20 protein-coding genes are annotated in these 22021 nt (G+C 52.6%); 11 read left to right on the forward strand and 9 right to left on the reverse strand.

Annotated features, from left to right (window positions below):
* Positions 1–140: 140 nt before the first annotated feature.
* A complete protein-coding gene (locus tag ABD920_RS14350; protein WP_345159992.1) occupies positions 141–782 on the reverse strand; it encodes a phosphoribosyltransferase in 642 nt (213 codons plus the stop codon).
* A 638-nt stretch (positions 783–1420) separates the two neighbouring features.
* Positions 1421–2062, reverse strand: a complete 642-nt coding sequence (locus tag ABD920_RS14355) for an SRPBCC family protein (RefSeq protein WP_345159993.1) — start codon at positions 2060–2062, stop codon at positions 1421–1423.
* Positions 2063–2401: 339 nt separating this feature from the next.
* Between ABD920_RS14355 and acsA the strand changes: the two genes are divergently transcribed.
* Genes acsA through ABD920_RS14380 form a run of 5 tightly spaced genes read left to right on the forward strand, consistent with a single transcriptional unit; the run spans position 2402 to position 7664 of the window.
* Positions 2402–4120: an acetate--CoA ligase gene (gene acsA, locus ABD920_RS14360; RefSeq protein WP_345159994.1), complete on the forward strand. Its 1719-nt coding sequence runs from the start codon at positions 2402–2404 to the stop codon at positions 4118–4120.
* A gap of 10 nt (positions 4121–4130) precedes the next feature.
* Positions 4131–5126 (forward strand): pyruvate dehydrogenase (acetyl-transferring) E1 component subunit alpha, encoded by a 996-nt coding sequence (gene pdhA / locus ABD920_RS14365; RefSeq protein WP_345159995.1) that lies wholly within the window; start codon positions 4131–4133, stop codon positions 5124–5126.
* 3 nt (positions 5127–5129) lie between these two features.
* Positions 5130–6116 carry an alpha-ketoacid dehydrogenase subunit beta gene (locus tag ABD920_RS14370; protein ID WP_345159996.1) on the forward strand — a complete coding sequence of 329 codons (987 nt, stop codon included), beginning with the start codon at positions 5130–5132 and terminating at the stop codon, positions 6114–6116.
* On the forward strand, positions 6109–7413 hold the full coding sequence (locus tag ABD920_RS14375; protein WP_345159997.1) for a dihydrolipoamide acetyltransferase family protein: 1305 nt from the start codon (positions 6109–6111) through the stop codon (positions 7411–7413). The genes ABD920_RS14370 and ABD920_RS14375 overlap by 8 nt, the downstream gene beginning before the upstream one ends.
* Positions 7410–7664: an acyl carrier protein gene (locus ABD920_RS14380; RefSeq protein ID WP_345159999.1), complete on the forward strand. Its 255-nt coding sequence runs from the start codon at positions 7410–7412 to the stop codon at positions 7662–7664. Before ABD920_RS14375 ends, ABD920_RS14380 begins: the two co-directional genes overlap by 4 nt.
* Before the next feature lie 705 nt (positions 7665–8369).
* On the opposite strand, the gene ABD920_RS14385 is transcribed toward ABD920_RS14380, so the two are convergent.
* Genes ABD920_RS14385 through ABD920_RS14400 form a run of 4 tightly spaced genes read right to left on the reverse strand, consistent with a single transcriptional unit; the run spans position 8370 to position 13310 of the window.
* Entirely contained in the window at positions 8370–8861 is a 492-nt protein-coding gene (locus ABD920_RS14385) for a hydrogenase maturation protease (RefSeq protein WP_345160001.1), read from the reverse strand.
* Positions 8842–10311, reverse strand: a complete 1470-nt coding sequence (locus ABD920_RS14390; RefSeq protein WP_345160002.1) for a Ni/Fe hydrogenase subunit alpha — start codon at positions 10309–10311, stop codon at positions 8842–8844. The genes ABD920_RS14385 and ABD920_RS14390 overlap by 20 nt, the downstream gene beginning before the upstream one ends.
* Positions 10304–11596: an NADH-quinone oxidoreductase subunit B family protein gene (locus ABD920_RS14395; protein WP_345160004.1), complete on the reverse strand. Its 1293-nt coding sequence runs from the start codon at positions 11594–11596 to the stop codon at positions 10304–10306. The genes ABD920_RS14390 and ABD920_RS14395 overlap by 8 nt, the downstream gene beginning before the upstream one ends.
* Entirely contained in the window at positions 11583–13310 is a 1728-nt protein-coding gene (locus ABD920_RS14400; RefSeq protein ID WP_345160006.1) for an NAD(P)H-dependent oxidoreductase subunit E, read from the reverse strand. The genes ABD920_RS14395 and ABD920_RS14400 overlap by 14 nt, the downstream gene beginning before the upstream one ends.
* 336 nt (positions 13311–13646) lie before the next feature.
* On the opposite strand from ABD920_RS14400, the gene ABD920_RS14405 reads away from it, so the two are divergent.
* The 6 genes from ABD920_RS14405 to hypE all read left to right on the forward strand — a co-directional run bounded on the left by ABD920_RS14405 (position 13647) and on the right by hypE (position 19557).
* On the forward strand, positions 13647–13994 hold the full coding sequence (locus ABD920_RS14405) for a hydrogenase maturation nickel metallochaperone HypA/HybF (RefSeq protein ID WP_345160007.1): 348 nt from the start codon (positions 13647–13649) through the stop codon (positions 13992–13994).
* A 46-nt stretch (positions 13995–14040) separates the two neighbouring features.
* Positions 14041–14754: a hydrogenase nickel incorporation protein HypB gene (gene hypB, locus ABD920_RS14410; protein ID WP_345160008.1), complete on the forward strand. Its 714-nt coding sequence runs from the start codon at positions 14041–14043 to the stop codon at positions 14752–14754.
* Between the two features lie 6 nt (positions 14755–14760).
* On the forward strand, positions 14761–17094 hold the full coding sequence (gene hypF, locus ABD920_RS14415) for a carbamoyltransferase HypF (RefSeq protein ID WP_345160010.1): 2334 nt from the start codon (positions 14761–14763) through the stop codon (positions 17092–17094).
* Positions 17095–17096: 2 nt separating this feature from the next.
* Positions 17097–17360 (forward strand): HypC/HybG/HupF family hydrogenase formation chaperone, encoded by a 264-nt coding sequence (locus tag ABD920_RS14420; RefSeq protein WP_345160012.1) that lies wholly within the window; start codon positions 17097–17099, stop codon positions 17358–17360.
* Positions 17361–17421: 61 nt separating this feature from the next.
* Positions 17422–18528, forward strand: coding sequence for a hydrogenase formation protein HypD (gene hypD, locus ABD920_RS14425; RefSeq protein WP_345160013.1), 1107 nt, complete (start codon positions 17422–17424; stop codon positions 18526–18528).
* Positions 18529–18537: 9 nt separating this feature from the next.
* Positions 18538–19557 (forward strand): hydrogenase expression/formation protein HypE, encoded by a 1020-nt coding sequence (hypE, locus tag ABD920_RS14430; RefSeq protein WP_345160015.1) that lies wholly within the window; start codon positions 18538–18540, stop codon positions 19555–19557.
* 275 nt (positions 19558–19832) lie between these two features.
* Here hypE and ABD920_RS14435 read toward each other — a convergent pair whose 3' ends face one another.
* The 3 genes from ABD920_RS14435 to yjjX all read right to left on the reverse strand — a co-directional run bounded on the left by ABD920_RS14435 (position 19833) and on the right by yjjX (position 21916).
* Positions 19833–20138 (reverse strand): hypothetical protein, encoded by a 306-nt coding sequence (locus tag ABD920_RS14435; RefSeq protein WP_345160016.1) that lies wholly within the window; start codon positions 20136–20138, stop codon positions 19833–19835.
* 273 nt (positions 20139–20411) lie between these two features.
* Entirely contained in the window at positions 20412–21308 is an 897-nt protein-coding gene (locus ABD920_RS14440; RefSeq protein ID WP_345160017.1) for an aldo/keto reductase, read from the reverse strand.
* Positions 21309–21361: 53 nt separating this feature from the next.
* A complete protein-coding gene (gene yjjX / locus ABD920_RS14445) occupies positions 21362–21916 on the reverse strand; it encodes an inosine/xanthosine triphosphatase (RefSeq protein ID WP_345160018.1) in 555 nt (184 codons plus the stop codon).
* Between the last annotated feature and the right edge of the window lie 105 nt (positions 21917–22021).

Here is a 22021-nt window from a genome sequence, read left to right on the forward strand (position 1 = left end):
TTTCGTCAGCTACTTCGTTTTTTACTTGCAAATGCAATTATTAGAACCCGGTATATATAAATTCAGCAAACTTAATCTTTCCCCCATGTCTCCTGCAGTGCCTTGTGCTGGCGCTCTTTCCCAAAGCGGGGTTGCTCCTGTCACTTCTGCTGTTGATCCCTTTTCCATTTTTCCATAAAGGCCAGGGCTTCCTCGTCTGTAAGGTTGTAGAAGTTTATATAGACCTGTGATACGCCACTGTAAAAATCGGGGGTTTCCAATATTAAAACTTCATCCGCCTCCTGCAGTAACTTGCTTTTGCGCTCCCTCCCTGAGACAGGGGCCGCTACCACAATTTTGCCGGCTCCTTTATTCCTGCACATCCGGATGGCGGCAAAAACAGTGGACCCGGTCGCTATGCCATCATCCACCAGCAGCACGGTCTTGCCTTTAAGGTCAGGGAGCGGCTCCCCGTTCCGTAGGATCTGAATCCGGCGTTCGATTTCCTTTTTCTGCTGCTCAATGATTTGGTTGATCGTTTCGTGGGATAGGCCAGCTTGTGCATTTTCATTGAAATAAGTGCTCCCATCTTCTGCAATAGCTCCTACGGCATACTCCGGGTTGGCTGGGTGCCCCAGTTTCCGGGAAACAAGCAAGGAAAACGGGGCGCCTAAATGCTTTGCAACGTAGTACGCTGTTTCTGCACCGCCTCTTGGTATACCCAGTACAATCGTTTCGGGGCCCTGGTACTTCTCAAGCCTACTGGCCAATTGTATGGCTGCATCTTTGCGGTCCTGGAACATATTTCGGATGTATTAAAAACAAGCCCATTTTACTGACACCGGAAGCTAAAGTAGGTCGACAGGTTAGAAAAAAGTTGCCAGTTTCTTCTTGGGGCGTTTTTACCTATACTACTCCCGGATGTCATTATTTTCTACGTTAATTACCATAAGTAGTAAAATTAAATTAACTGTCAATTAACAAAGAAACCGAACTTGTTTAACCAGGTACTCCCCTAAATACTCTTTCTCCCTGTGCGTCGGTTATAGCAGGAGACAATAATATAGCTTTGGCGTCGGCTTCATTTCTTTAACCAAAACCTGCACACTGCCTGTTGCCCCATAACCGGCTCCATTTTGACAAGGCTTGTCGACCGAATGAGGAATATCTGTCTCCATAAAACTCCTGGGATGGGTATGAATGAGGACCTCTGCGGAAACTTTGGTAAAAAAACATCACGCAACAGTAACAGGGATACTTGGTGCTAACGTTTAAAATAGCCCGTTGAAGACATTTCTAAGGGAGCGTTAAAAGCAGATATTTAACGCCACACGTCCATATATAAGTAGGAGATTGTTAAGTACATCCAGGGCATCGTTGCAAAGAAATCAACATTGACGCATATAACGATATAAGTGCGATAAGAAACACCGGCGACAGCCTAAGGCTGCCCCGGTTGCCTTTTATGGTAAGCTCGCTCAGCCCGCCTCTTGATACCGAGCAACATCTTGCGCTCCATCACAAAATGGATCGGATCGAAAAGCAGAAAGTGAAGTAGGCGGCTCAGCGAGCCCTCCACTCGCCCATGAGTGCGAATGATGAAACGCATTGTTCCCTTATTGATGGCTTGCAGCACGAAGGTACCCCAGCCTTTTAACACTATGAAATGATTCTCCTCCAGTTCCGCTACCGGCAGCAATGTTTTATCGCCATAAATTTTCTTTGATCCTAACCTTATTGTATCACCTGCTTTCAGGTGCTGCCATTCGGGCACAATGCTGTCTGCATTGTGTATATCGGCCTTAACCAGGTTCTCCAGGAAGGAGTAGCTGTAAAAGCCAGCCCGGTCCTGCCCTATCTGTACGAGCCAGGGCCATACTGCCTCAACTGGCGCCTGTATGGTAACAGCGTGATTCGAAGCCGGGTGGTCCATCAACGCATCTCCCGGCAGTGGCTGCTCCAACTCCGCATCCGTGGCTCCCCAATTGGTGTACTTCCTGTGGAAGATGGTCACTACCCCAACATACCCCAAAAGGGCAGCAACAGCCAGCATACCCTTATTTAAGAATTTACAATCCTTCATGGTCCTCTTTTAAAAATTAGTCTGCTACTGTTGTACCTCTACTACCCGCTTCTGTTATTGCTGGGTGGGATAGCGCTACCTACCGAAGTTATTCACATTTAAGATGAATACGTTCAGCTTACTTCTTATTGCATACGTATGATTAATCAAATAATATTTATCAATTCACTAACAGCACAAATTACGCAATAACAGGAATAACAGCGTCAGCTCATCCTTCTGGCCGTAAGTATTCCCAGTATGATTGGCTGAATTGGGACGAACCGGGATTCTATACGCGATAACAGACGGAAGCCGGGTAGCCATATGGTCAGATGCTGAAGCCAAAAAATCATTCCTATGTCCTTAACACCAAATTTAGCAGACTATGCCTCGTTCACTTCTTCTTTTAGCTGGGAGAAGGAGAAGTCAGGGCTCAGCGGTTTACCCAACGGGCAGGGACTCAATATAGCGCATGAGGCCATCGATCGGCACGCCGCCGGACCACTGAAAGAAAAGGTCTCCTTTCGTTTTATTCAGCAGGACAGGTCGGTGATGGACTGCTCCTACCATGACTTTATGGAGCTTACAAACCGCTTCGCCAACGTGCTGGGGGAGATAGGCATCACAAAAGGGGACCGGGTTTTCTCTTTCCTGGGACGCATTCCTGAGTTATACTTTACCGCCTTTGGCACTTTGAAGAAGGTGGCAGTCTTCTGTCCCCTGTTCAATGTGTTCGGCCCCGAGCCAATTTTTCAGCGTATCAGCCGGGGCGATGGGAAAGTACTGGTTACGACCAAAGACCTGTTTGAGAAAAAGGTGCGCCAGTTGCTGGAGCGTTTACCGGAGCTAAAGTGCGTCTTACTCACAGACACAGACAAAGACGAGAGCGAACGGATCCGCTCGCTCCCACGCCTGATGGAGCAAGCCTCCGATGAGTTCACGGTCCCTCCCACTGACCCGGAAGACCCGGCCCTGCTGCACTTTACCAGCGGCACAACCGGATTACCTAAGGGGGCGCTGCATGTGCACCAGGCCGTGCTGGTACATTATGCTACAGGAAAATATGTGCTCGATTTTCACCCTGACGACATCTACTGGTGCACCGCGGATCCCGGCTGGGTAACAGGGACTTCCTATGGCATCATCTCTCCGTTGGTAAATGGCGTGACGAACATTGTGGACGAGGAAGAGTTCGATGCCACCCGCTGGTACTCCATTCTGGAAGAACAGAAAGTAAACGTGTGGTATACTGCTCCCACCGCCATCCGGCGCCTGATGCGCATGAACATCATTCCAAAAGAGCAATACAAACTAGAGAACCTGCGGCTGGTGCTAAGCGTTGGAGAGCCTCTGAATCCCGAGGCCGTTACCTGGGGTGAGAAGGCATTCGGGATGCCGATACTGGACAACTGGTGGCAAACCGAAACAGGGGGAATCATGATTGCCAATTTCAGGTCCATGCCTGTTCGGCCCGGCTCTATGGGAAAACCGCTTCCGGGGGTGGAGGCCGCTATTGCCGAGGTAACAGAAGAGGATTTCAACATTATCACTGAACCGGATAAAGGCGGGCACCTGGTACTGAAGCGCGGCTGGCCGTCTATGTTCCGCACCTACCTGCACGATGAGGAGCGCTATCACAAGAGCTTCAAAGGAGACTGGTACATCACCGGCGACCTGGCCAAGCGGGATGCCGACGGTTACTTCTGGTTTGTAGGCCGCGCCGACGATATCATCAAAACCTCCGGGCACATGGTCGGGCCCTTTGAGGTGGAGAGCGCCTTAATGGCTCACCCGGCCGTGGCCGAGGCCGCCGTAATCGGCAAGCCGGACCAGATGATCGGGGAGCTGGTGAAAGCCTTTATCGTGCTTAAGCCTCACTATAATGCCGATGACCAGCAGAAGCAGGACATCACCGGATTTGCCCGGAAAAAACTTGGTCCTGCTGTAGCGCCCAAAGAGATCTCTTTTGTGGAAAGCCTGCCCAAGACACGCAGCGGCAAAATACTGCGCCGGCTGCTGAAGGCGCGGGAGCTGGGATTGCCGGAAGGTGACACCTCCACCTTGGAACAAGCATAAAATAGGCGAGATGGCACAGACACCAAAATCAACCACACCGCTAAGCCCGGAGCAGGCCCGAAAGCTGCTTCACCAGATGATCCTTGTCCGCAGGTTTGAGGAAAAAGCGGCGGAGATGTATACCAAAACGAAGATCAGGGGCTTCCTCCATTTGTACATTGGCGAGGAGGCCGTTGCCGTAGGTGTGCTGCAGGCCCTGCGTGCGGAAGATAATGTGCTGGCCACCTACCGCGAGCACGGGCATGCGCTGGTGCGCGGCATTGACCCCGGCAAAATCATGGCCGAGATGTATGGCAGGCTGGAAGGTTGCAGCCGGGGACGCGGCGGCTCCATGCACCTGTTCGATTCCAAAACAAAATTCTACGGCGGCAATGCGATTGTGGCAGGCCACCTGGCCATGGCGGTAGGCTTGGCGCTGGCGGATAAAAAGATGAAGCGGGACCAGTTGACCTGCTGCTTTTTCGGGGAGGGCGCGATGGCAGAGGGTGCTTTTCATGAAGCCATGAACCTGGCAGCACTGTGGCAGGTGCCTGTTCTGTTCGTATGTGAAAACAATCTCTACGCCATGGGCACGGCCCTGCGCTATACCCATGCCCAAACCAACCTGGAGCTGAAAGGAGCTGCCTACGGCATCGCTTCCTCCTCAGTAGACGGCATGGACCTGCTGGCTGTGATGCAGGCGGCAAATATGGCAGCCGAAGCAGTAAGAAGCACAGGGCAACCGCACTTCTTGGTGTGCAACACGTACCGTTTCCGGGCGCATTCCATGTTTGACGCCGAGCTGTACCGCGAGAAAAGCGAGGTGGAGGAATGGAAAAAGCGTGACCCTATCCCAGGCTTTTTAAATTACCTCATGCAACAGCAGGTCCTTACTGATGTCGAATTCAAGAACATAGAAACGCAGGTGGAGAAGGAAGTGCAGGATGCTGTGGACTTCGCCGAGACCTGCAGTTGGGAGCCCGTGGAGGAACTGACCAGGTACACCTACAGCGAGCGTAAGAGCTAAACCATGGCAAACCGCATGCTCACATACCGGGAGTGTCTCAAACAGGCGATTCAGGAAGCCTTACAGGGAGATGAGCGCGTGTTTCTGCTGGGCGAGGACGTCGGCCGGTACGGTGGGGCCTTTGCCGTGAGCAAAAACCTGTTGCAGGAGTTCGGGCCGGAGCGCATCCTGGACACGCCCCTATCGGAGGCAGGTTTTGTGGGGGCAGGGATAGGCGCTGCTCTGGGCGGCATGCGTCCCATCGTCGAGATCATGACGGTTAACTTCAGCCTGCTGGCCCTGGACCAGATCGCTAATAATGCCGCGACGCTGCTGCACATGTCAGGCGGGCAGTTCAACGTGCCCCTTGTGATCCGGATGAGCGCCGGCATCGGGAAGCAGTTGGCGGCACAGCACTCCCATAGCTGGGAACCGCTGTTCGCGCACCTGCCGGGGCTGCGCATTCTCTCCGCCGGCACTCATCAAGATGCCCGCTATATGCTGGCCCCTGCCCTGCTCGATCCTGATCCTGTCATCATCTTTGAATACACCTCCCTGCTGAACCTGGAAAAGGAGCTCTCAGAGGCGGCTGATGCCGTTGATATCAGCAAAGCCAGCGTCCGCCGTGAGGGTAAGGACATCTCCCTTATCACGTATGGCACCGGCGTCTACAAAGCGCTGGAGGCTGCGGAAGAACTGGCTACAGCAGGCATTGAGGCGGAGGTGCTGGACCTGCGCATCCTGCGCCCGCTGGATGATGACACCATCATGGCCTCTGTGTCTAAAACGAACCGCGCCCTGCTTGTAGAAGATGCCAGCCGTTCAGTAAGCATCTCCTCCGAAGTAAGCACTCGCATCATGGAAAAGTGCTTCTATGAACTGGATGCACCGGTAGCGCGGCTGTGTGGCGCAGAAGTGCCGATCCCTTACCCAAAGCACCTGGAAGACGCCGCTGTTCCGCAGCCTGCCCAGATCGTATCCATGGTAAAAAAAATACTGCAGCATGATTGAGTATAAAATGCCCAGCCTCGGAGCCGACATGGAAAGCGGCTATCTGCGGGAGTGGCGCGTGCAACCCGGCGACAGGATCAAAAAAGGTGACATCGTGGCAGAAGTGGAAACGCAGAAAGGAATCATTGAAATTGAAGTATTTGAGGAAGGTGTAATCGGTGATTTGCTGGTTAAGGTTGATGACCAGGTGCCGGTTAACACTCCCATGGCGACTATCTTTTCGGAAGAGGAAGCAGCGGCAGGGGAAAATGCTGTACGGGCGCCTGTTCCTGAACAACAGAAAGCGCCGACTGAACCAAAGCCACCTACTGCAACAGCAGCAGCCCCACTAAAGGCTGTACATCCTCCTCACCCTATCCGGGCATCGCCGCTGGCAAAAAGAATTGCCGCAGAGAGGGGGATCGATATCACGGCGCTCCACGGCACCGGGCCAGAGGGGGCCATCGTGCGGGCAGACGTGGAGCAAGCCATTGCCGCGCAAGCTGCCCCGGACGCAGGAAAAGCCGCTCATAAAGAACACGCAGAACCGCCTGCACTTCCAGAAGAGGCAACACCTGTTGTTCCCACAGAAGAAAAAGCACCTGCCGGCACTGCGGAGACAACGGTGGAAAAACCTTTAGCGGCAACAGCTGCCTCTACAGAAAGTATACGCATGGCCGTGGCCGCCGCCATGAGCAAGTCCAACCGGGAGGTGCCACATTACTACCTTGAAACCAAAATAGACATGAGCCGCGCTTTAGCCTGGCTCACAGAGACAAACAAGCAGCGGCCTGTAAAGGAACGGCTGCTGCCGGCGGTGCTGCTGATCAAGGCCGTGGCCAAAGCATTGACCGATGTTCCTGACCTGAATGCCTGGTGGGAAAACGGGCTGCAGCGGAAAGAAGGCATACATGTTGGCTACGTGGTGGCGCTACGAACCGGCGGCATCATGGTGCCTGCTCTGCATGATGCGGATACGAAAACGCTGGAGGAGCTGATGCAGGCGCTGAACGACCTGATACCCCGGGCCCGGGCCCTGCGGCTGCGCAGCTCCGAACTCGCTGACTCCACCATCACCGTGACAAGCCTGGGCGAAGGCGGCGTGGAGACAGTATATGGTGTCATATACCCACCACAGGTCGCGCTGGTAGGGTTTGGAGGCATTACGGAGCAGCCCTGGACTGAAAAAGGGATGCTGGATGTACGCCCGGTACTAACAGCTACCCTGGCAGCCGACCACCGCGCCTCCGACGGCAGCACCGGTAGTAAATTTCTCACGGCAATAAAAAATCACCTACAGCAACCGGAAAAGCTATGACAGATGAAGAAATAAAGCAGACCCTGCTTCGCGAACTCAAGCAGGTTGCCCCTGATACAGAGCCCGAAATGCTCCAGCCCGACGACGACATCCGCCGGGTCCTGGGAATTGATTCCTTCGATTATCTACAGTTTATTGTAAAGCTGGATGAGCAGTTTGGAATTGAAACGCCGGAAGAGGACTATGGGAAAATACAGACATTAAAGGAACTGACGGATTATGTTAGGGTCAGAATAGAAAATAAGAATTAAAATAGAGGCAAAGGAGCAGTACGACCAATTCATACTTACAAAGCTGGCTGGAAGCTCGGACGCGCTTCACGATTATGTTGCAGAACCTGACGGAGCAGGAGCTTGTGAAGAAATCTGGTGCTTCCCCTAACAGCGCAGGTTTCTTTGTCAGGCACATAGCGGACGTAAAATACCTCTACGCATAGAACATTTTCGGGAGCACAGAATTAAAAGTTTCAGAAAAAAAAGTTATTGCGAAACGGGATACCGGAGAATGGAATAACCTCGATACGCTATTAAACTACCAGCAGCAGGGAGCGGATGCACTTTATAAGGTTATCTGGAAAAAGGAAAATGATGACACAGTTAGAATTACACTCCCGAGGCTATCGGAAAAATCATATCCTATATGGCCTACCATACAGGCCAGTTGGCGCTCTGTATCAAATATGAAACGAAACGATAACGCAGCTGGCAGACTATAGCAAACCCAAAGAAGCCGAAACCATCCTGTTAAATAAAAGCACACAAATAACCCCCTTCCCGCTATTCAATCCCCTCATAGCCCACCCACTCTTTTAAGTATTTGCAAGATTGGAAACCTCCTACTGATATAATACCAAATCGCCTAAACCCTCTTCCATATATGGCTTCATTCTTTTGAGTTAGAGGGGGGAGGTATTTTAACTGTAGCGATGGAAGGGTGTATATATCATCTGGTATAAGCTATTGTTTCCTCCTCTCTAGCCCGTGAATCTCTTGCCTATACCCGTCTATCCACGTCATAAATCCTTTAAGAGCAGAGCCCATATGTCCAAGCGCCTTTAGCGACAGTCCCTCCCTTAGCGCCCATTTGTACCCTTGTATGACAAGTATAAAAGCCTGCGGCTGCACATTGTAAAGCTGCTGACAAAGGTAGAGCACACTCTGTGGCTCCAGCTGATGTGTAGAGAATCCTGCCCCGGCAGCAGGTATACATCTGTTCCAACGAAACCCCTCCGGCAGTTCCCCCTTGTGCGCATCCACGAAAACCACCAGTTTATACTTTGAGATCAGATCAGCATCCTCCAGGTTGAGTTGGAACTTGTAAATGCAGTCACCATTGAAATATGCCTCCTGCTCCACCCGTTCCACAAAAGCCCAGCCCAGGCCGTCGTCTTCACGGGCAGAGTTTCCGATGCCGATCAGCAGTGTTTGTTTAGTCTCTTGTCCGTTCATCGAGCAGTTTGTCATCAGCATCAAACAAGGAAATCTTCAGCGGCATTTGTCCCAGGGCATGGGTGGCACAGCTCAGGCAGGGGTCGAAGGTGCGGATAGCGGTTTCCACCTGGTTCAGCAGCGCCTCAGTGATCTCCGGCTTCCCGTCCAGCACGTTGTTGGCCACCCACTTCACTGCCTGGTTCATAGGCTCGTTGTTGTGCGTGGTTGAAACGATCAGGTTGCATTTGGTGATCATGCCATCATCGTCAACTTCATAGTGGTGAATCAGCGTACCACGCGGGGCTTCGATCACGCCAATGCCCAGGTTGCGGTGCACCCCTTGCCGTACCAGTTCTCCCTTATCCAGCGTGTTGTCCTCCAGCAGCACTTTCATCTGCTCGGCACAATGCAGCACCTCTATCATGCGGGCCAGGTGCGTGTGCATCGAGCTGTTGCTGGGTTTGTTATCTGTTAAGGATTTGAAGTACTGCCGCTCCCGCTCAGCCAGCGGTGAAGGTATATGATCGCAAACGTTCATCCGGGCCAGCGGACCAACCCTGCTCCAGCCTTTGTCGCGGCCTAAGCTTTTCAGGTAAGGGAACTTCAGGTAGGTCCATACTTCAGTTGCCTCGCTGAAAAGCTCCTGGTAACGCATGTCGGGTTCCTGATCTATAATTGTCTTACCTTCAAAATCTTTCACCCGAAAATTTCCGTCATAGAGCTCAAGCGCTCCGTCTGCTGTAACCAGACCCAGATGATTGGAAGGGAATGCGGCAAAGGTATCCAGCCAAACCTGGTTTTTGTTTCGGTACTCCTTCAGAAAAGCTACCATCTCCAGCGACCATTTGATCATGGTATCGACTGACGGAACTGCTTTCCCATCCAGGAAGAACTGCCTTTCCGCTTTTGTCAGCCCCTTGTGCACGCCGCCTGGTGTTACCGAAATGCCGTGTATCTTTTTGCCTGCGATGGCCTGTATCAGCTCCTGCCCGAACTTGCGCATCTGTATTCCTTTTAAGGCCAGTTCCCGGTTCGCTACCGCCACCTCCATGATGTTTCTTTTCTCGAGCGGTGCATCGGTACCAAACAGCAGATCCGGGGAAGCCAGGTAAAAAAAGTGCGTGGCATGCGACTGAAAAACCTGCGCATAGTGCAGCAGCCGTCGGATCTTAGTGGCGGTTTCAGGCAGGGTCTCCGGATCTATTCCCACAATCTGGTCTATAGCTTTACCGGCAGTTAAATGGTGGCTTACCGGACAAATACCGCACAGGCGCTGCACCAGCAGCGGCGCCTCCCAGTACGGGTGCCCCTTCACAAAGCTCTCGAAGCCCCGGAACTCCACGATATGAAAACGCGCCTCCTTCACCCGGTTCTGCTCGTCCAGGTGCAGCGTTACCTTGCCATGCCCTTCTACCCGCGTGATGGGGTCTATCGCTATTTTCCGACTTGTCGCTTTACCTTTAGTCATACTTGAATTTCTCGTAAGGCACTTCGTAGTTTGTTCCCAAAAGCAGGTTCTGCACCACTTTGTAGATGTGGTCGCCACCCGGCGGACAACCCGGTATATAGTAGTCTATCTTCACTACCTCGTGGCAAGGGTATACTTTGTCCAGTATTTTGGGCAGATCCTCGTGGTGCGGAATCAACGCGGTGGAATCGGCTGTCGGAGTCTCCAGGTATGCTTCCCGCAACGTCTGCTCCACCGGCATCCAGTTGCGCAGCGCAGGCAGGTTGCCGTTAATGGCGCAAGCTCCTACCGACACCAGGATATCGCAGCTCTCCCGGAACTTGCGGAGCACCTCCACATTCTCATCGCTGCAGCAACCGCCCTCGATCAGGCCCACATCGCAACGCTGGGTAAAATCTTTGATGTCGGTGAAGGGTGAGCGGTTAAACGACACCACCTCGATCAGATCCAGCAGGTCCAGGTCCATATCCAGCATCGACATATGGCAGCCAAAGCAACCGGACAGCGACACGGTAGCCACCACTTTTTTCTTAACCTCCGCAGGGTTCACTACCTGCTGCTTTACTTCCTGCTTTGCCTCTTCCTCAGGTGATTTTTCAGAGATGGGCACTTTATCATACTTCCGGAAGCCGGGGGCTTCCATGGTATCTTCTTTCAGTAGTATAGTACCAACGGGGCAGATCTCCATGGCACGGTACGCCTGCTCATACGACAGCTTTGCCTCCTGCTCATAGTCCACGGCCACAAAGGTCTCCTTCCCCCGCTGCTGAAAATAGAATACCGGCCTGCCCTCATCGGTAAACACATCCTCCACGCAACGCTTGCATTGGATGCAGCGGTGGTTCTCCATGATGATGTGCTTCGGCTTATAATCTATCTCGCGGTTCGGGAAAGTATAAGGGAAGCGCGGCGTTTCCATGCCCATCTCGTAGCCCAGCGCCTGCAGCACGCACTTTCCGCTTTTCTCGCAGAGCGGGCAGATGTGGTTGCCTTCCGTAAACAGCATTTCTACCACAGCCTTGCGATGGTCCAGCAGTTCCGGCGTCATCACCTCCACCTCCAGTCCCTCTTTGGCTATTACCTGGCAGCCGGCTGTGTACTTGCCTTTCACTTTCACGGTGCACACGCGGCAGGTGCCCAGCGGCGGGTCCACGTGGTCGAAATAGCAGAGGGCGGGTATGAACACGCCATTTGCCTGCGCCACTTTCAGCAGGTTCTCCCCTTCCCGGCACGTCACTTTTTTGCCGTCCAGCACGATCTCTATCTCTTTCTCAGTCTTCGGCATGGGTTAAGTTGTTATATGCTTCTGTGGCCTTTTCCAGGCTGAACTCCCGGTTATACTTGTCGTCGCGCACCAGCTTCTCGTGGAACAGCTCCGGAAACTTCTGAATGGCCTGCTCTAATGAATTTGGTGATGTTTGCCCCAGTCCGCAGCGGCTGTTGTGTTTAACGATAGCTGACCATTGCAGCGCCTTCTCCACATCGCCGGGAGCCGCTTTGCCTTTTATGAAGCGCTCGATCATGTGCAGTAGCTGCGGGTTACCGGCCCGGCAGGGCGTGCACAAGCCGCAGGACTCGTAAGTGAAGAAGCGGGAGTAGTTCTGAAGGATGGTGAACAGGTCGCGCTGCGCATCGAAGATCATCACTGAGCCACCGCAACGGATATCCTCCAGCGAAATGGCCCGGTCTTTCTCCTTAACCGAAAGCAATTCTCCTGAAGGTCCACTCATTTGGATATATGTTGGGTTTTCGGCACCACACAGCTCCAGCAACTCTCTTAGCTGCATCCCCCACTCGATCTCATACAGCCCCGGCTTTTTGCAGTCGCCGGCTATACTTAGGAGTTTGGTGCCGGTAGACTTCGGGGTGCCCATTCTTTTGAAAGCTTCCACTCCCAACTCCAGGATGCGGGCAGCCGCGCAGAATGTCTCCACGTTGTTGATGACCGTAGGCTTCCTCAAAAAGCCTTTATCAGTTGGAAACACGGTTTTAAGCCTCGGCTCCCCCCGCTTCCCCTCCAGTGAATCCAGCAAAGCGGTCTCCTCGCCACAGATATAAGCGCCTGCCCCCAGCTGCACCCGGATGTCGAATCTATACTTGCCCAATCCAGCTATACTTTGGCCTAAGTAGCCACTCTGCCGGTATTCCTCCAGCGCAGCGTTGAGCTTGGGCAGCAGCCAGGTATACTCAGCCCTTAAATAAATTATACCTTCCGTGGCTCCTACGGCATACCCCGCCACGATCATCCCTTCGATCAAAAGCCCCGGCAGCAGGTGGAGCAAAACACGGTCTTTAAAAGTACCCGGCTCCCCTTCATCGGCATTGCACACAATGTACTTTATACTTCCCTTGGCTTTGCGGGCAAACTCCCACTTCATCCCCGTCGGAAAAAAAGCACCTCCCCTGCCCGACAAGCCTGAGTCCTTGATCATACTTATCACCTCGTCCGGCGAATAGTTTTTCAGGTTACCCAGCGCCTTTCCCGGTTCAAAGTCCCTAAGAAGTATGGCCTTGTCTTTTCCCGGCTTGTACCGCACCTTCTCCTCAATGGCATCGGCCAGTTCTGCCGGTGCATTCCCGGCTTTGAGTCCGTTGATGATGCGTTTTACCTTTTGCGGGGTGAGCTTGGTGAAAGGATGAAAGTTGATGAGTGCGGCCGGTTCCCTGTCGCTGAGGCCAATGCAGGATGTTTCGAAAAAGCCGAAAGTGCCGGATGGGTCTACTCCGCCCATGGCAGCACCTGTTTCTTTTTCTATAGCCTCTTTTACCTTCTCAAAGCCATGAAACCAGGAGAGAATGCTGTTATTCAGGTAGATCTTATACTTGCCGGTCCGCTCCCGGTGATAAAAATGGTAAAAGCCAGCCACCCCTTCCACCTCCACCGGAGACATGCCAAACTCCTGAGCCACCTGCAAAATATCTTCATCACTGAGATACCCACGGGTACTTTGCAGTTCCCAAAGCCTGTCCAATAGATAGATTCTTTTTTTGATTTTCATCGCAATCCGAGGCGAGGCCGGAACAATAGATAGCCACATCCGTTCTTATTAACGTTATATATAATATAACGATAGTGCTTCAACCGTTTTGTTTAAGTTATTCCAGGAGGACAAGCCATACGCAGAAGAATCGTTTCGTTGACGCAGGCTTGAACTTCGTGGTACATGATGCACCCGACCTGTAACTCAACAGGATCCGATATCTCGCTGTAGCAGGTCACCTGCTGGGCAACGGCTATATGGAAGCACACCAGAACCTGTTCCTATAAGGCGAGAAGGGTGAGTATATGAAGAAGGGAGGGCGGCTTTAACTTAAAATTTACATATACCAGCACAGTGCATGAATTTTATATAGCGTTGAGCATTGTGGAAACCGCCGAGCTAGAGGTAAAGAAAGCGGGCGGCAACCTGGTGGAGGAGATCGTGCTGGAGATAGGCGATCTGGCCGGGGTGGAGGAAGAAGCGCTGGAATACGCCTGGGAGGAAGCCGTAAAGCAGACGATCCTGGAGAAGGCAAGATGTACGATTGAAAAAAAATCAGGCATTGCCCGGTGCCTCAACTGCCAACAGGAATTCACGCTCTCGTTTGCCTACGATATATGCCCTTCCTGCAACGGTTTCAGAAAAGAGCTGCTCCAGGGGAAGGAGATCAGGATCAGGAGTTTGACCATCCTTTATAACTAATACCATGTGTACTACCTGCGGATGCAATTCAGATGAGCCGGCTAAAATGGCTATTCCAGGGCAAGCGTTTAAGAAGCTTGTTGTTGCTGGCCCTCCACAAAAGCAACTTCACCTCCTGGAGCGGGATGTGCTGGACAAGAATGACCGCGATGCGGCGCATAACCGGCAGCACTTCGAACAAAGACACATGCTGGCCATTAACCTGGTCAGTTCTCCCGGCTCCGGAAAAACAACGCTCCTTGAAAAAACAATCAAAGCCCTGCGAGATGAAGTGACTTTTTATGTAGTGGAGGGCGACCAGCAAACAATGCAGGATGCGAACCGCATTGAGGCGACGGGTGCGCCGGTGGTACAGATCAACACCGGCAAAGGCTGCCACCTGGATGCGTCGATGGTGCACCGCGCCCTGCATGCCATGCCCCCTGCCGAGCACTCCATCCTGATGATCGAGAATGTTGGCAACTTGGTTTGCCCGGCCCTGTTCGACCTGGGCGAGAAGTACCGTGTGGTGGTGATGAGCGTGACGGAGGGCGATGACAAACCCCTGAAGTATCCCAACATGTTTGAGAGTGCGGATGTCTGCATCATCAACAAAATGGACCTGCTGCCTTACGTCGATTTCAATATGGAAAAAGCGAAGGAGTATGCCCTTCGGGTAAACCACAAGCTTGTGTTCTATGAGCTATCCGCTACCAAGGGAGAAGGGATGGAAGGCTGGCTGAACTGGCTCCGGCAGGAACACATGGCCCTGCCTGTTTAATGTAGTGTGGCAACCTTTTGTATCCATATCGCCGGTAAGGTTCAGGGCATTGGGTTCAGGCCTTTTGTATACCGCTTAGCAAAGCAATCAGGTTTATGTGGCTGGGTGCGTAACCAATCGGACGGGCTATATATAAAAGTAAAGGGTGAAGCACAGCAGGTACTGGATTTTTATGGACAGCTCAAATGCCACCCCCCTGCCCTTGCCCGGATCCAATCTGCCAGCATAGAAAGTATAGGGGAGGAAGACTTGGCCGGTTTTCAGATCATAAAAGAATCCCCAAGTGTTGTTGCTAACCTGATACTCACGCCTGACCTGGCAATGTGCGCTTCCTGCCGCTCAGAGATCAAAGACAGCACGAACAGGCGCTACAATTATGCCTTCACCACCTGCACTTGCTGCGGCCCCAGGTACTCCATTATGGCGAAGTTGCCCTATGAACGGGAGCACACTACCATGGCTCCTTTCGCCATGTGCGAGCAGTGTGAAAGGGAATATGATGACCCGGAAAACAGGCGTTATTTTTCACAGACAAACTCCTGCCCTGCCTGCCCTGTTTTGCTGATATTATATACTGTACGACAGCAAATGGTTACAGCTGATCAGCAGGCAATTATACCTGCCGCAGTGCAGCTTCTGCAGGAAGGGTATATCATAGCGGTGAAAGGAATCGGCGGGTATTTGCTGCTAGCTGATGCGACGAATGCACAAACCATCCGGACCCTGAGAGCAAGAAAGCGCCGCCCTTCCAAACCTTTCGCCCTGATGTACCCTGATCTGGAGACTGCGCAGAGAGATGTGCAGCTAAAGGAGGAAGAAATAGAACTGCTGCAGGGGACTGCATCGCCCATTGTGCTGGCACAGAAGAAGACGCACCCTGCAGCAGGGACAGAGGCAGAACTCGTTGCTCCACGGCTAAACAAGTTGGGCGTCATGCTCCCTTACACGCCCCTGTTCGAGTTGCTGCTTTCCCAGCTAAAGAAACCTGTGATCGCTACCAGCGCAAACACGCATGGCCACCACATCAGTTTTCGTGATCAGGATGTCTTTAGGGAATTAGCAGGTATCGCCGATTATGTACTTCAGCATGATCGGGATATCCTGGTCTCACAGGACGATTCTGTTGTACAAGTCACGCCAAGGCACCGCCAGAGCATCCTGTTACGCAGGTCGCGTGGATTTGCCCCGTCTGTTGTGCGTGAGGCGACAGCCAAAGAAAGTTTCCTGGCCTTGGGAGCAGACCAAAAAAGCACCTTCTCTTTCACTTCCTCAGGCAATCTATATATAAGCCAGTACCTCGGCAACCTTTCTTTTTATGACAATGTGCTAAATCTTGAGCAAAGCCTGGAGCACCTGGCAAGCCTATATGGATTTTCGCCCTCCCATATCCTCACCGATAAACACCCGGACTATACTTCAGTGATTTTAGGAAAAAGGCTGGCGCAACAGTATAACTTACCCTGTGAGGAAGTGCAGCATCACGAGGCGCACTTTGCTGCCGTCCTGGATGAAAACCAATTGCTCGAGAGCCAGGAACCTGTTTTGGGAGTGATCTGGGACGGCACCGGGCTTGGCAATGATAATTTGATACGCGGTGGTGAGTTTCTGCTCTTGCAGAATAATCGGATCACACCGCTGGCGCAGATCGAGCCATACCCACACCTGGCAGGTGATAAAATGGCCATAGAACCACGCCTTTCAGCCTTAGCGCTGTGCTTTGATGCACCAGGTGCAGAGGCTCTCCTAAAATTATACTATTCCACAGCGGAATGGAAGCTATATCAAAGTATACTGCAGGGTGCCGGGTATAAACGACAAACCACCAGCATGGGACGCATCTTTGATGCCGCAGCCGCGCTCCTTGGCTTGTGCAGCCAAATGAGCTACGAAGGAGAAGCCGCCATGCTGCTGGAGGCCTCCGCCGCAAGGGAACCCGAACTCTATGGTGTGGCCGGCTATGCGCTGGATGTGTTTAACGGGAAGAATATCTCATTCCTATATATAATTCGGCAAATAATAAAGGATGTGCAGCAAGGGCTTGGCACAGAGCACATCGCAGCAAAGTTTCATGTGACGCTGGTAGAGGTGGTGAGGATTGTGGCGGAACATTACGCGCTGAAAAGAATAGCGTTCAGCGGCGGGGTATTTCAGAACTGCCTGCTTACAGACCTGCTCATCGACAAGTTATCGCCAGACTTCCAGCTATACTTCCATCAACAGCTTCCGCCGAACGACGAATGTGTATCCTATGGGCAACTAGCATGGATGCAGTTGAAGGGAAAGCCCGGGGAGGTATCTGTAAATGCAAAGAATATATTAAACCATCCAATTAACCCCTGATCATGTGTTTAGGCATTCCGGCAAGGCTCGAATCAATTGACGAAGCAGCAGATGACTGCTTTCGCACAGGGAAGATATCTTTTGGTGGTATTTCGCGCACCGTCAGCCTGGCCATGCTGACAGAGGCTAAGCCGGGGGACTATGTGTTGGTGCATGCCGGCGTCGCATTAAGCCTGATCAGTGAGCAGGAGGCTACCACCGTATTTGAATACCTGAAGGAATCCGGGGAATTGGGTGAGGAGGGGCTGGCGGAGGAGGAGACGTAAAATGCATGAGCCATATATACCCATATGTCAATTGGTTGAATGAACTATATTTTCCTACAACATGAAACACCTTTCTGAGTACCGGGACGCTGCTAAAGTAAAAAAGCTCCTGTCCGAGATAGGGGCTGTGGTAAAACGCCCCCGGATGCTGATGGAGGTGTGTGGGGGGCAAACGCACAGCCTGGTAAAGAACGGCATCCTGAACATGTTGCCGGAAATGGTCACGATGGTGCATGGGCCGGGTTGTCCTGTTTGCGTGACACCGGCTTCCATGATCGACCAGGCCGTGGCGCTTGCACTCCGCGAGGAAGTACTGCTTTGCTCATTCGGGGATATGGTGCGGGTGCCTGGCAGCAGCAAAAGCCTGATGCAGGCCCGTGCCGAAGGAGGCAATCTGAAGGTCGTGTATTCCCCGCTGGATGCCGTGAAACTTGCCCTCGATCATCCTGAGAAAGAGGTTGTTTTCTTTGCCGTTGGCTTTGAGACCACTGCTCCAGCCAATGCCCTGGCCGTGCTCCAGGCTGCCAAACTTCATCTACCGAACTTTTCGGTGCTGGTTTCGCATGTGCTGGTGCCGCCCGCCATGGAAGCCATTCTCAGCGACCCTTTCAATACTATCAACGGGTTTCTGGGGGCCGGACACGTATGCAGCGTAATGGGAATGCAGGAGTACTACCCATTGGCAGAAAAGTATGGAGTGCCCATTGTAGTGACCGGCTTCGAACCTGTTGACCTTTTAGAAGGCATCCTGATGGCTGTGCGCCAGCTCGAGTCGGGTAAAGCCACGGTGGAGAACCAGTACGCGCGGGTGGTGCGGCCAAATGGCAACCAACAGGCGCAGGCAGTGATTCGGGAAGTCTTTGAAGTGACGGACCGGGAATGGCGCGGCATCGGCGTGATCCCTCAGAGCGGTTACAAAGTGCGGGAGAAGTACTGGCAGTATGATGCTGAACAAAAGTTCGGTACAACTACCGACACCACTGTCGCCCCGACTGACACAGGGTGTATAGCCGGAGAAATTCTCAGGGGACTCAAAAAACCGGCGCAATGCCCGCACTTTGGCAAAGGCTGCACGCCGCTTCATCCTTTGGGAGCTCCCATGGTCTCTTCAGAGGGTGCCTGCGCTGCCTACTTCCACTTCTCACAGGCTTATGAAATGATTCCTTAAACTACCCCTATGGAGAAACCTGCTGAACGTTTTACCCTTGCCCATGGCAGCGGCGGAGAGTTCACGAACCAGCTACTGGAGACGGAGGTTTTCAGCATACTGGGTAACGAATACCTTCGTAAAAAGCATGACGGCGCTGTGTTTGAGCTTTCCGGCAGGCTTGCTTTCACCACTGACAGCTACGTGGTCTCTCCGCTGTTCTTTCCGGGCGGAAACATTGGTGACCTGGCCGTAAACGGAACAGTGAACGACCTGGCCATGTGCGGCGCAAAAGCAAGATACTTATCGCTGAGCTTTATACTGGAAGAGGGGTTCAGCAAAGAAGAATTTCATGTGATACTGCTGGCTATCCGGAAGGCAGCCGACGCAGCAGGCGTATTGGTGGTAACCGGTGACACGAAAGTAGTGGAACGGGGCAAAGGCGATAAAATTTTCATCAATACGTCCGGTGTCGGGCAGGTGCATCACCAGGCCTTTATTGACGCTGAAAACATCAGGGCTGGCGACAGGATTTTGATCAGCGGCCCCCTTGCCAGCCATGGCATGGCGATCATGTCGGTGCGGGAAGGCCTGGAATTCGAGTCGCAGATACAAAGCGACACCGCTTCCGTGCATGCAGAGGTACTGGCGCTGCTGGATGCGTTTGGTGCGGATATCCATTTCCTGCGGGACCCCACCCGCGGCGGCGTGGCCACTGTCCTCAACGAAATTGCCCGCCAAACAAATCTTGGCATGGCGCTGGAAGAACACCAGATACCACTCCACGAACAGGTGCAGTCAGCCTGCGAAATGCTGGGGCTGGACCCGCTCTATGTGGCGAACGAAGGCATTTTTATGGCTTGGGTGAAAGGAGAAGTAAGCGAACAGGTCTTACAGAAACTGCAGGCCATTTTACCATCAGAACAGCAGGCCGCTCTCATTGGGACTGTAGTAACGGAGCATCCCGGGCAGGTGGTGATGCTTACCGGGATCGGTGGACGCAGAGTGGTGGCAATGCCTTCCGGGGAACAGTTGCCAAGGATCTGCTGACAAGCTTAACCTTGTACATATCAGGAGCGCAGCAACTTTTAATAAGTCAGCTCGAAATCTATAAAGCAGATAAATGCCATGTTGAATGAACCGCCCCCTTTCAGAAAAACGTCTTCCGAGTCTCGTGGTGCCGGACTTATGATGCCAAACTTTAGCACCGTGCACACAAACCTACTACCTCCGGCAATTACTACTCATGTTGGGATCGCCATTTTACATTAAAGCGCGCTACTGTCCTCATAAAACGAAAGCAGCTATCGTATGGAAAAAGCGTTTCAATCAAAGTTGACAACGACCGAGAAAGGCATTCCCGCTGGCTCCGAAATTACCTGAACAGACAGGTGATCGTAAAAAACAAAGCTTTTGTCAACCGGTATAGCAGCATCCTCCTTCGCCTGTGGTGAGTCCAGAACCTGGCTATATATCGGGATATCCTTTTCATCCAGCACCAGTAATTTCAGGTGACTTGCTGCTTCTGGCCATTCTTTGACCATGATACTTTGAATAGCCAAACTTCTGGTAGCTTCGCTTCCTGAAACTCTGAAGGAGGCATTATAGTGATTCAGTTCTATCGTCTTCATAGGCTCGTGCTGGGGCAGGTCTATTGTGGCTTACGACATTCCCCTGCATGATGGTTTAAACTTTCCCCTTTACAGGTAGGTAAGGCATATAGCCATTGTTTATCAGTTTACTTTAAGGCAGCCGCCCAATGCTGCCTGATTAATGAGCTGGCAAAGCGCTTATATTTGCTGGAGGTCTATTTGACCCAGCAATCAGATAGAGGAGCGATCGCCGGCATGTAGAAACGTTAGGTTATATATAGTTTGACAAATGCCATATATGCTGCGGACTAACTAACGGTGCTGCTCGTAGCGCAGGGCCTGCACTGCCCGCTTCAGTTCTTCAATTCCCTGCTCCTGTAAGGGGGCTGCCTCCGCCACATGCAGCGCATCCTGGAGTTGCGCCGCTGTCCGGATCCCCAACACGGCGGTGGTGACGGCCGGATGATGCAGCACATAACGGGCGGCTACTTCCGCAACCGACCGCTGGTTGCCTGCCACCCGGCTGACAGCTTCAGCTGCCGCTGCTACTTCTTTCTCTGAGTGGCCCAGGTACGGCTTCGGCGATTTACCCACCAACAGGCCCTGGGCCAAACTGCCTCTTGCCAGTACCCCGATGCCCTGCTCCTGCAACAGCCCGAGGCAGGCTTCCTCCGGACGGCGGTCAAGCAGGCTGTACTGCATCATCACGGAGTCGATATTGGAGCGCTTTATATATTCCCGGATCACATTGGGCCGAATGGAAGAGATGCCGTAAGCCCGGATCTTGCCCTGTGCTTTCAGAATTTCGAAGGCTTCAATAGTCTCGTCGATGGGGTCTTCGATGGTGCCGCCGTGCAGCTGGTACAGGTCGATATGATCTGTTTGCAGGCGTTTCAGGCTATGCTCCACGGCTTGCAGGATATAGGCTTTGGTCGGATTCCAGTCCCACCCGCTGCCGTCCGGGCGCCACTGGTTGCCCACTTTGGTGGCTAAAACTACCCGGTCGCGCATCCCTTTGAAGGCATTCCCGACTGCTACTTCATTTTCGCCTTTCTGGTATAGGTCCGCTGTGTCGAAAAAGGTGATGCCACTGTCAAGGGCCTGGTGCAGCAGCGCTTTATTCACAGCGCGGTCCTCACCCAGCGACATGCAGCCAAAGCCGACTTCACTCACTTCTAAACCAGATCTTCCTAAAGTTTTATATTTCATATATAAACAGATTGAAAAGAGAGCAAATTCCCCTCTCCTTCTATGTTGAAAACTCAGCCCTCAGCGGGTTTGGGGGAGTAGAGCTGCTGGTTCTTAAAAGGCACCAGTGCCAGCACCACTGCCTGCTCGTAGAGTTGTTTACGGTCGAGTACATTATCAGTTAAAATACCGATGGCGCCGCCCGCCTGCTTGGAATTCGTGCGGCTGAACACCAGGTCGTCGGCAGTGACCAATTCTACGCCGCGCTCCACCAGTTCGGAGACGGCTTTGGGAAGAAAAAAAGTACCGGACCGAGCCTTTCCTACAATTTCTTTCGAGCAGACCACTACCCAGGCAAAGGCTGCCAGCTCGCCATCCAGCGGCGCCACGCCACCCTCGATCCCGATCCAGAAGTCGGCGGCCGGTTTTGCGGTTCTGGCATTGGCCACCCGGTTACGGGCGCCGGTTAAGGTTTCCTCATCCGTCAGGGGCTGATCCGAGACCCCGGAGGGCACTGAGACAGTCGCCACTTCAAAACGTAATTCCGGGAACATGCGCTGAAAGCCCTCCAATGCCGCCCACACATTCACCGGGTTCAGGGAGGCAACCACTACTATTCTTGTACTCATTTATATATTCAGATCAGGAATCAAAAAGCATAGTTCAGGTACTGCAGGTATCGGAAGCTATATATAAATGTCACGTACTTGTTCCTATATATAGCTCCTGAAGGT

It is taken from the genome of Pontibacter saemangeumensis (genome assembly GCF_039541895.1).
Taxonomy (GTDB): domain Bacteria; phylum Bacteroidota; class Bacteroidia; order Cytophagales; family Hymenobacteraceae; genus Pontibacter; species Pontibacter saemangeumensis.

Bases quoted from the DNA above. Each gene is read 5' to 3' on its own strand.
- ABD920_RS14350 (WP_345159992.1), bottom strand. From the start codon at position 782: ATGTTCCAGGACCGCAAAGATGCAGCCATACAATTGGCCAGTAGGCTT.
- ABD920_RS14355 (WP_345159993.1), bottom strand. From the start codon at position 2,062: ATGAAGGATTGTAAATTCTTAAATAAGGGTATGCTGGCTGTTGCTGCC.
- acsA (WP_345159994.1), top strand. From the start codon at position 2,402: ATGTCCTTAACACCAAATTTAGCAGACTATGCCTCGTTCACTTCTTCT.
- pdhA (WP_345159995.1), top strand. From the start codon at position 4,131: ATGGCACAGACACCAAAATCAACCACACCGCTAAGCCCGGAGCAGGCC.
- ABD920_RS14370 (WP_345159996.1), top strand. From the start codon at position 5,130: ATGGCAAACCGCATGCTCACATACCGGGAGTGTCTCAAACAGGCGATT.
- ABD920_RS14375 (WP_345159997.1), top strand. From the start codon at position 6,109: ATGATTGAGTATAAAATGCCCAGCCTCGGAGCCGACATGGAAAGCGGC.
- ABD920_RS14380 (WP_345159999.1), top strand. From the start codon at position 7,410: ATGACAGATGAAGAAATAAAGCAGACCCTGCTTCGCGAACTCAAGCAG.
- ABD920_RS14385 (WP_345160001.1), bottom strand. From the start codon at position 8,861: ATGAACGGACAAGAGACTAAACAAACACTGCTGATCGGCATCGGAAAC.
- ABD920_RS14390 (WP_345160002.1), bottom strand. From the start codon at position 10,311: ATGACTAAAGGTAAAGCGACAAGTCGGAAAATAGCGATAGACCCCATC.
- ABD920_RS14395 (WP_345160004.1), bottom strand. From the start codon at position 11,596: ATGCCGAAGACTGAGAAAGAGATAGAGATCGTGCTGGACGGCAAAAAA.
- ABD920_RS14400 (WP_345160006.1), bottom strand. From the start codon at position 13,310: ATGAAAATCAAAAAAAGAATCTATCTATTGGACAGGCTTTGGGAACTG.
- hypB (WP_345160008.1), top strand. From the start codon at position 14,041: ATGGCTATTCCAGGGCAAGCGTTTAAGAAGCTTGTTGTTGCTGGCCCT.
- ABD920_RS14420 (WP_345160012.1), top strand. From the start codon at position 17,097: ATGTGTTTAGGCATTCCGGCAAGGCTCGAATCAATTGACGAAGCAGCA.
- hypD (WP_345160013.1), top strand. From the start codon at position 17,422: ATGAAACACCTTTCTGAGTACCGGGACGCTGCTAAAGTAAAAAAGCTC.
- hypE (WP_345160015.1), top strand. From the start codon at position 18,538: ATGGAGAAACCTGCTGAACGTTTTACCCTTGCCCATGGCAGCGGCGGA.
- ABD920_RS14435 (WP_345160016.1), bottom strand. From the start codon at position 20,138: ATGAAGACGATAGAACTGAATCACTATAATGCCTCCTTCAGAGTTTCA.
- ABD920_RS14440 (WP_345160017.1), bottom strand. From the start codon at position 21,308: ATGAAATATAAAACTTTAGGAAGATCTGGTTTAGAAGTGAGTGAAGTC.
- yjjX (WP_345160018.1), bottom strand. From the start codon at position 21,916: ATGAGTACAAGAATAGTAGTGGTTGCCTCCCTGAACCCGGTGAATGTG.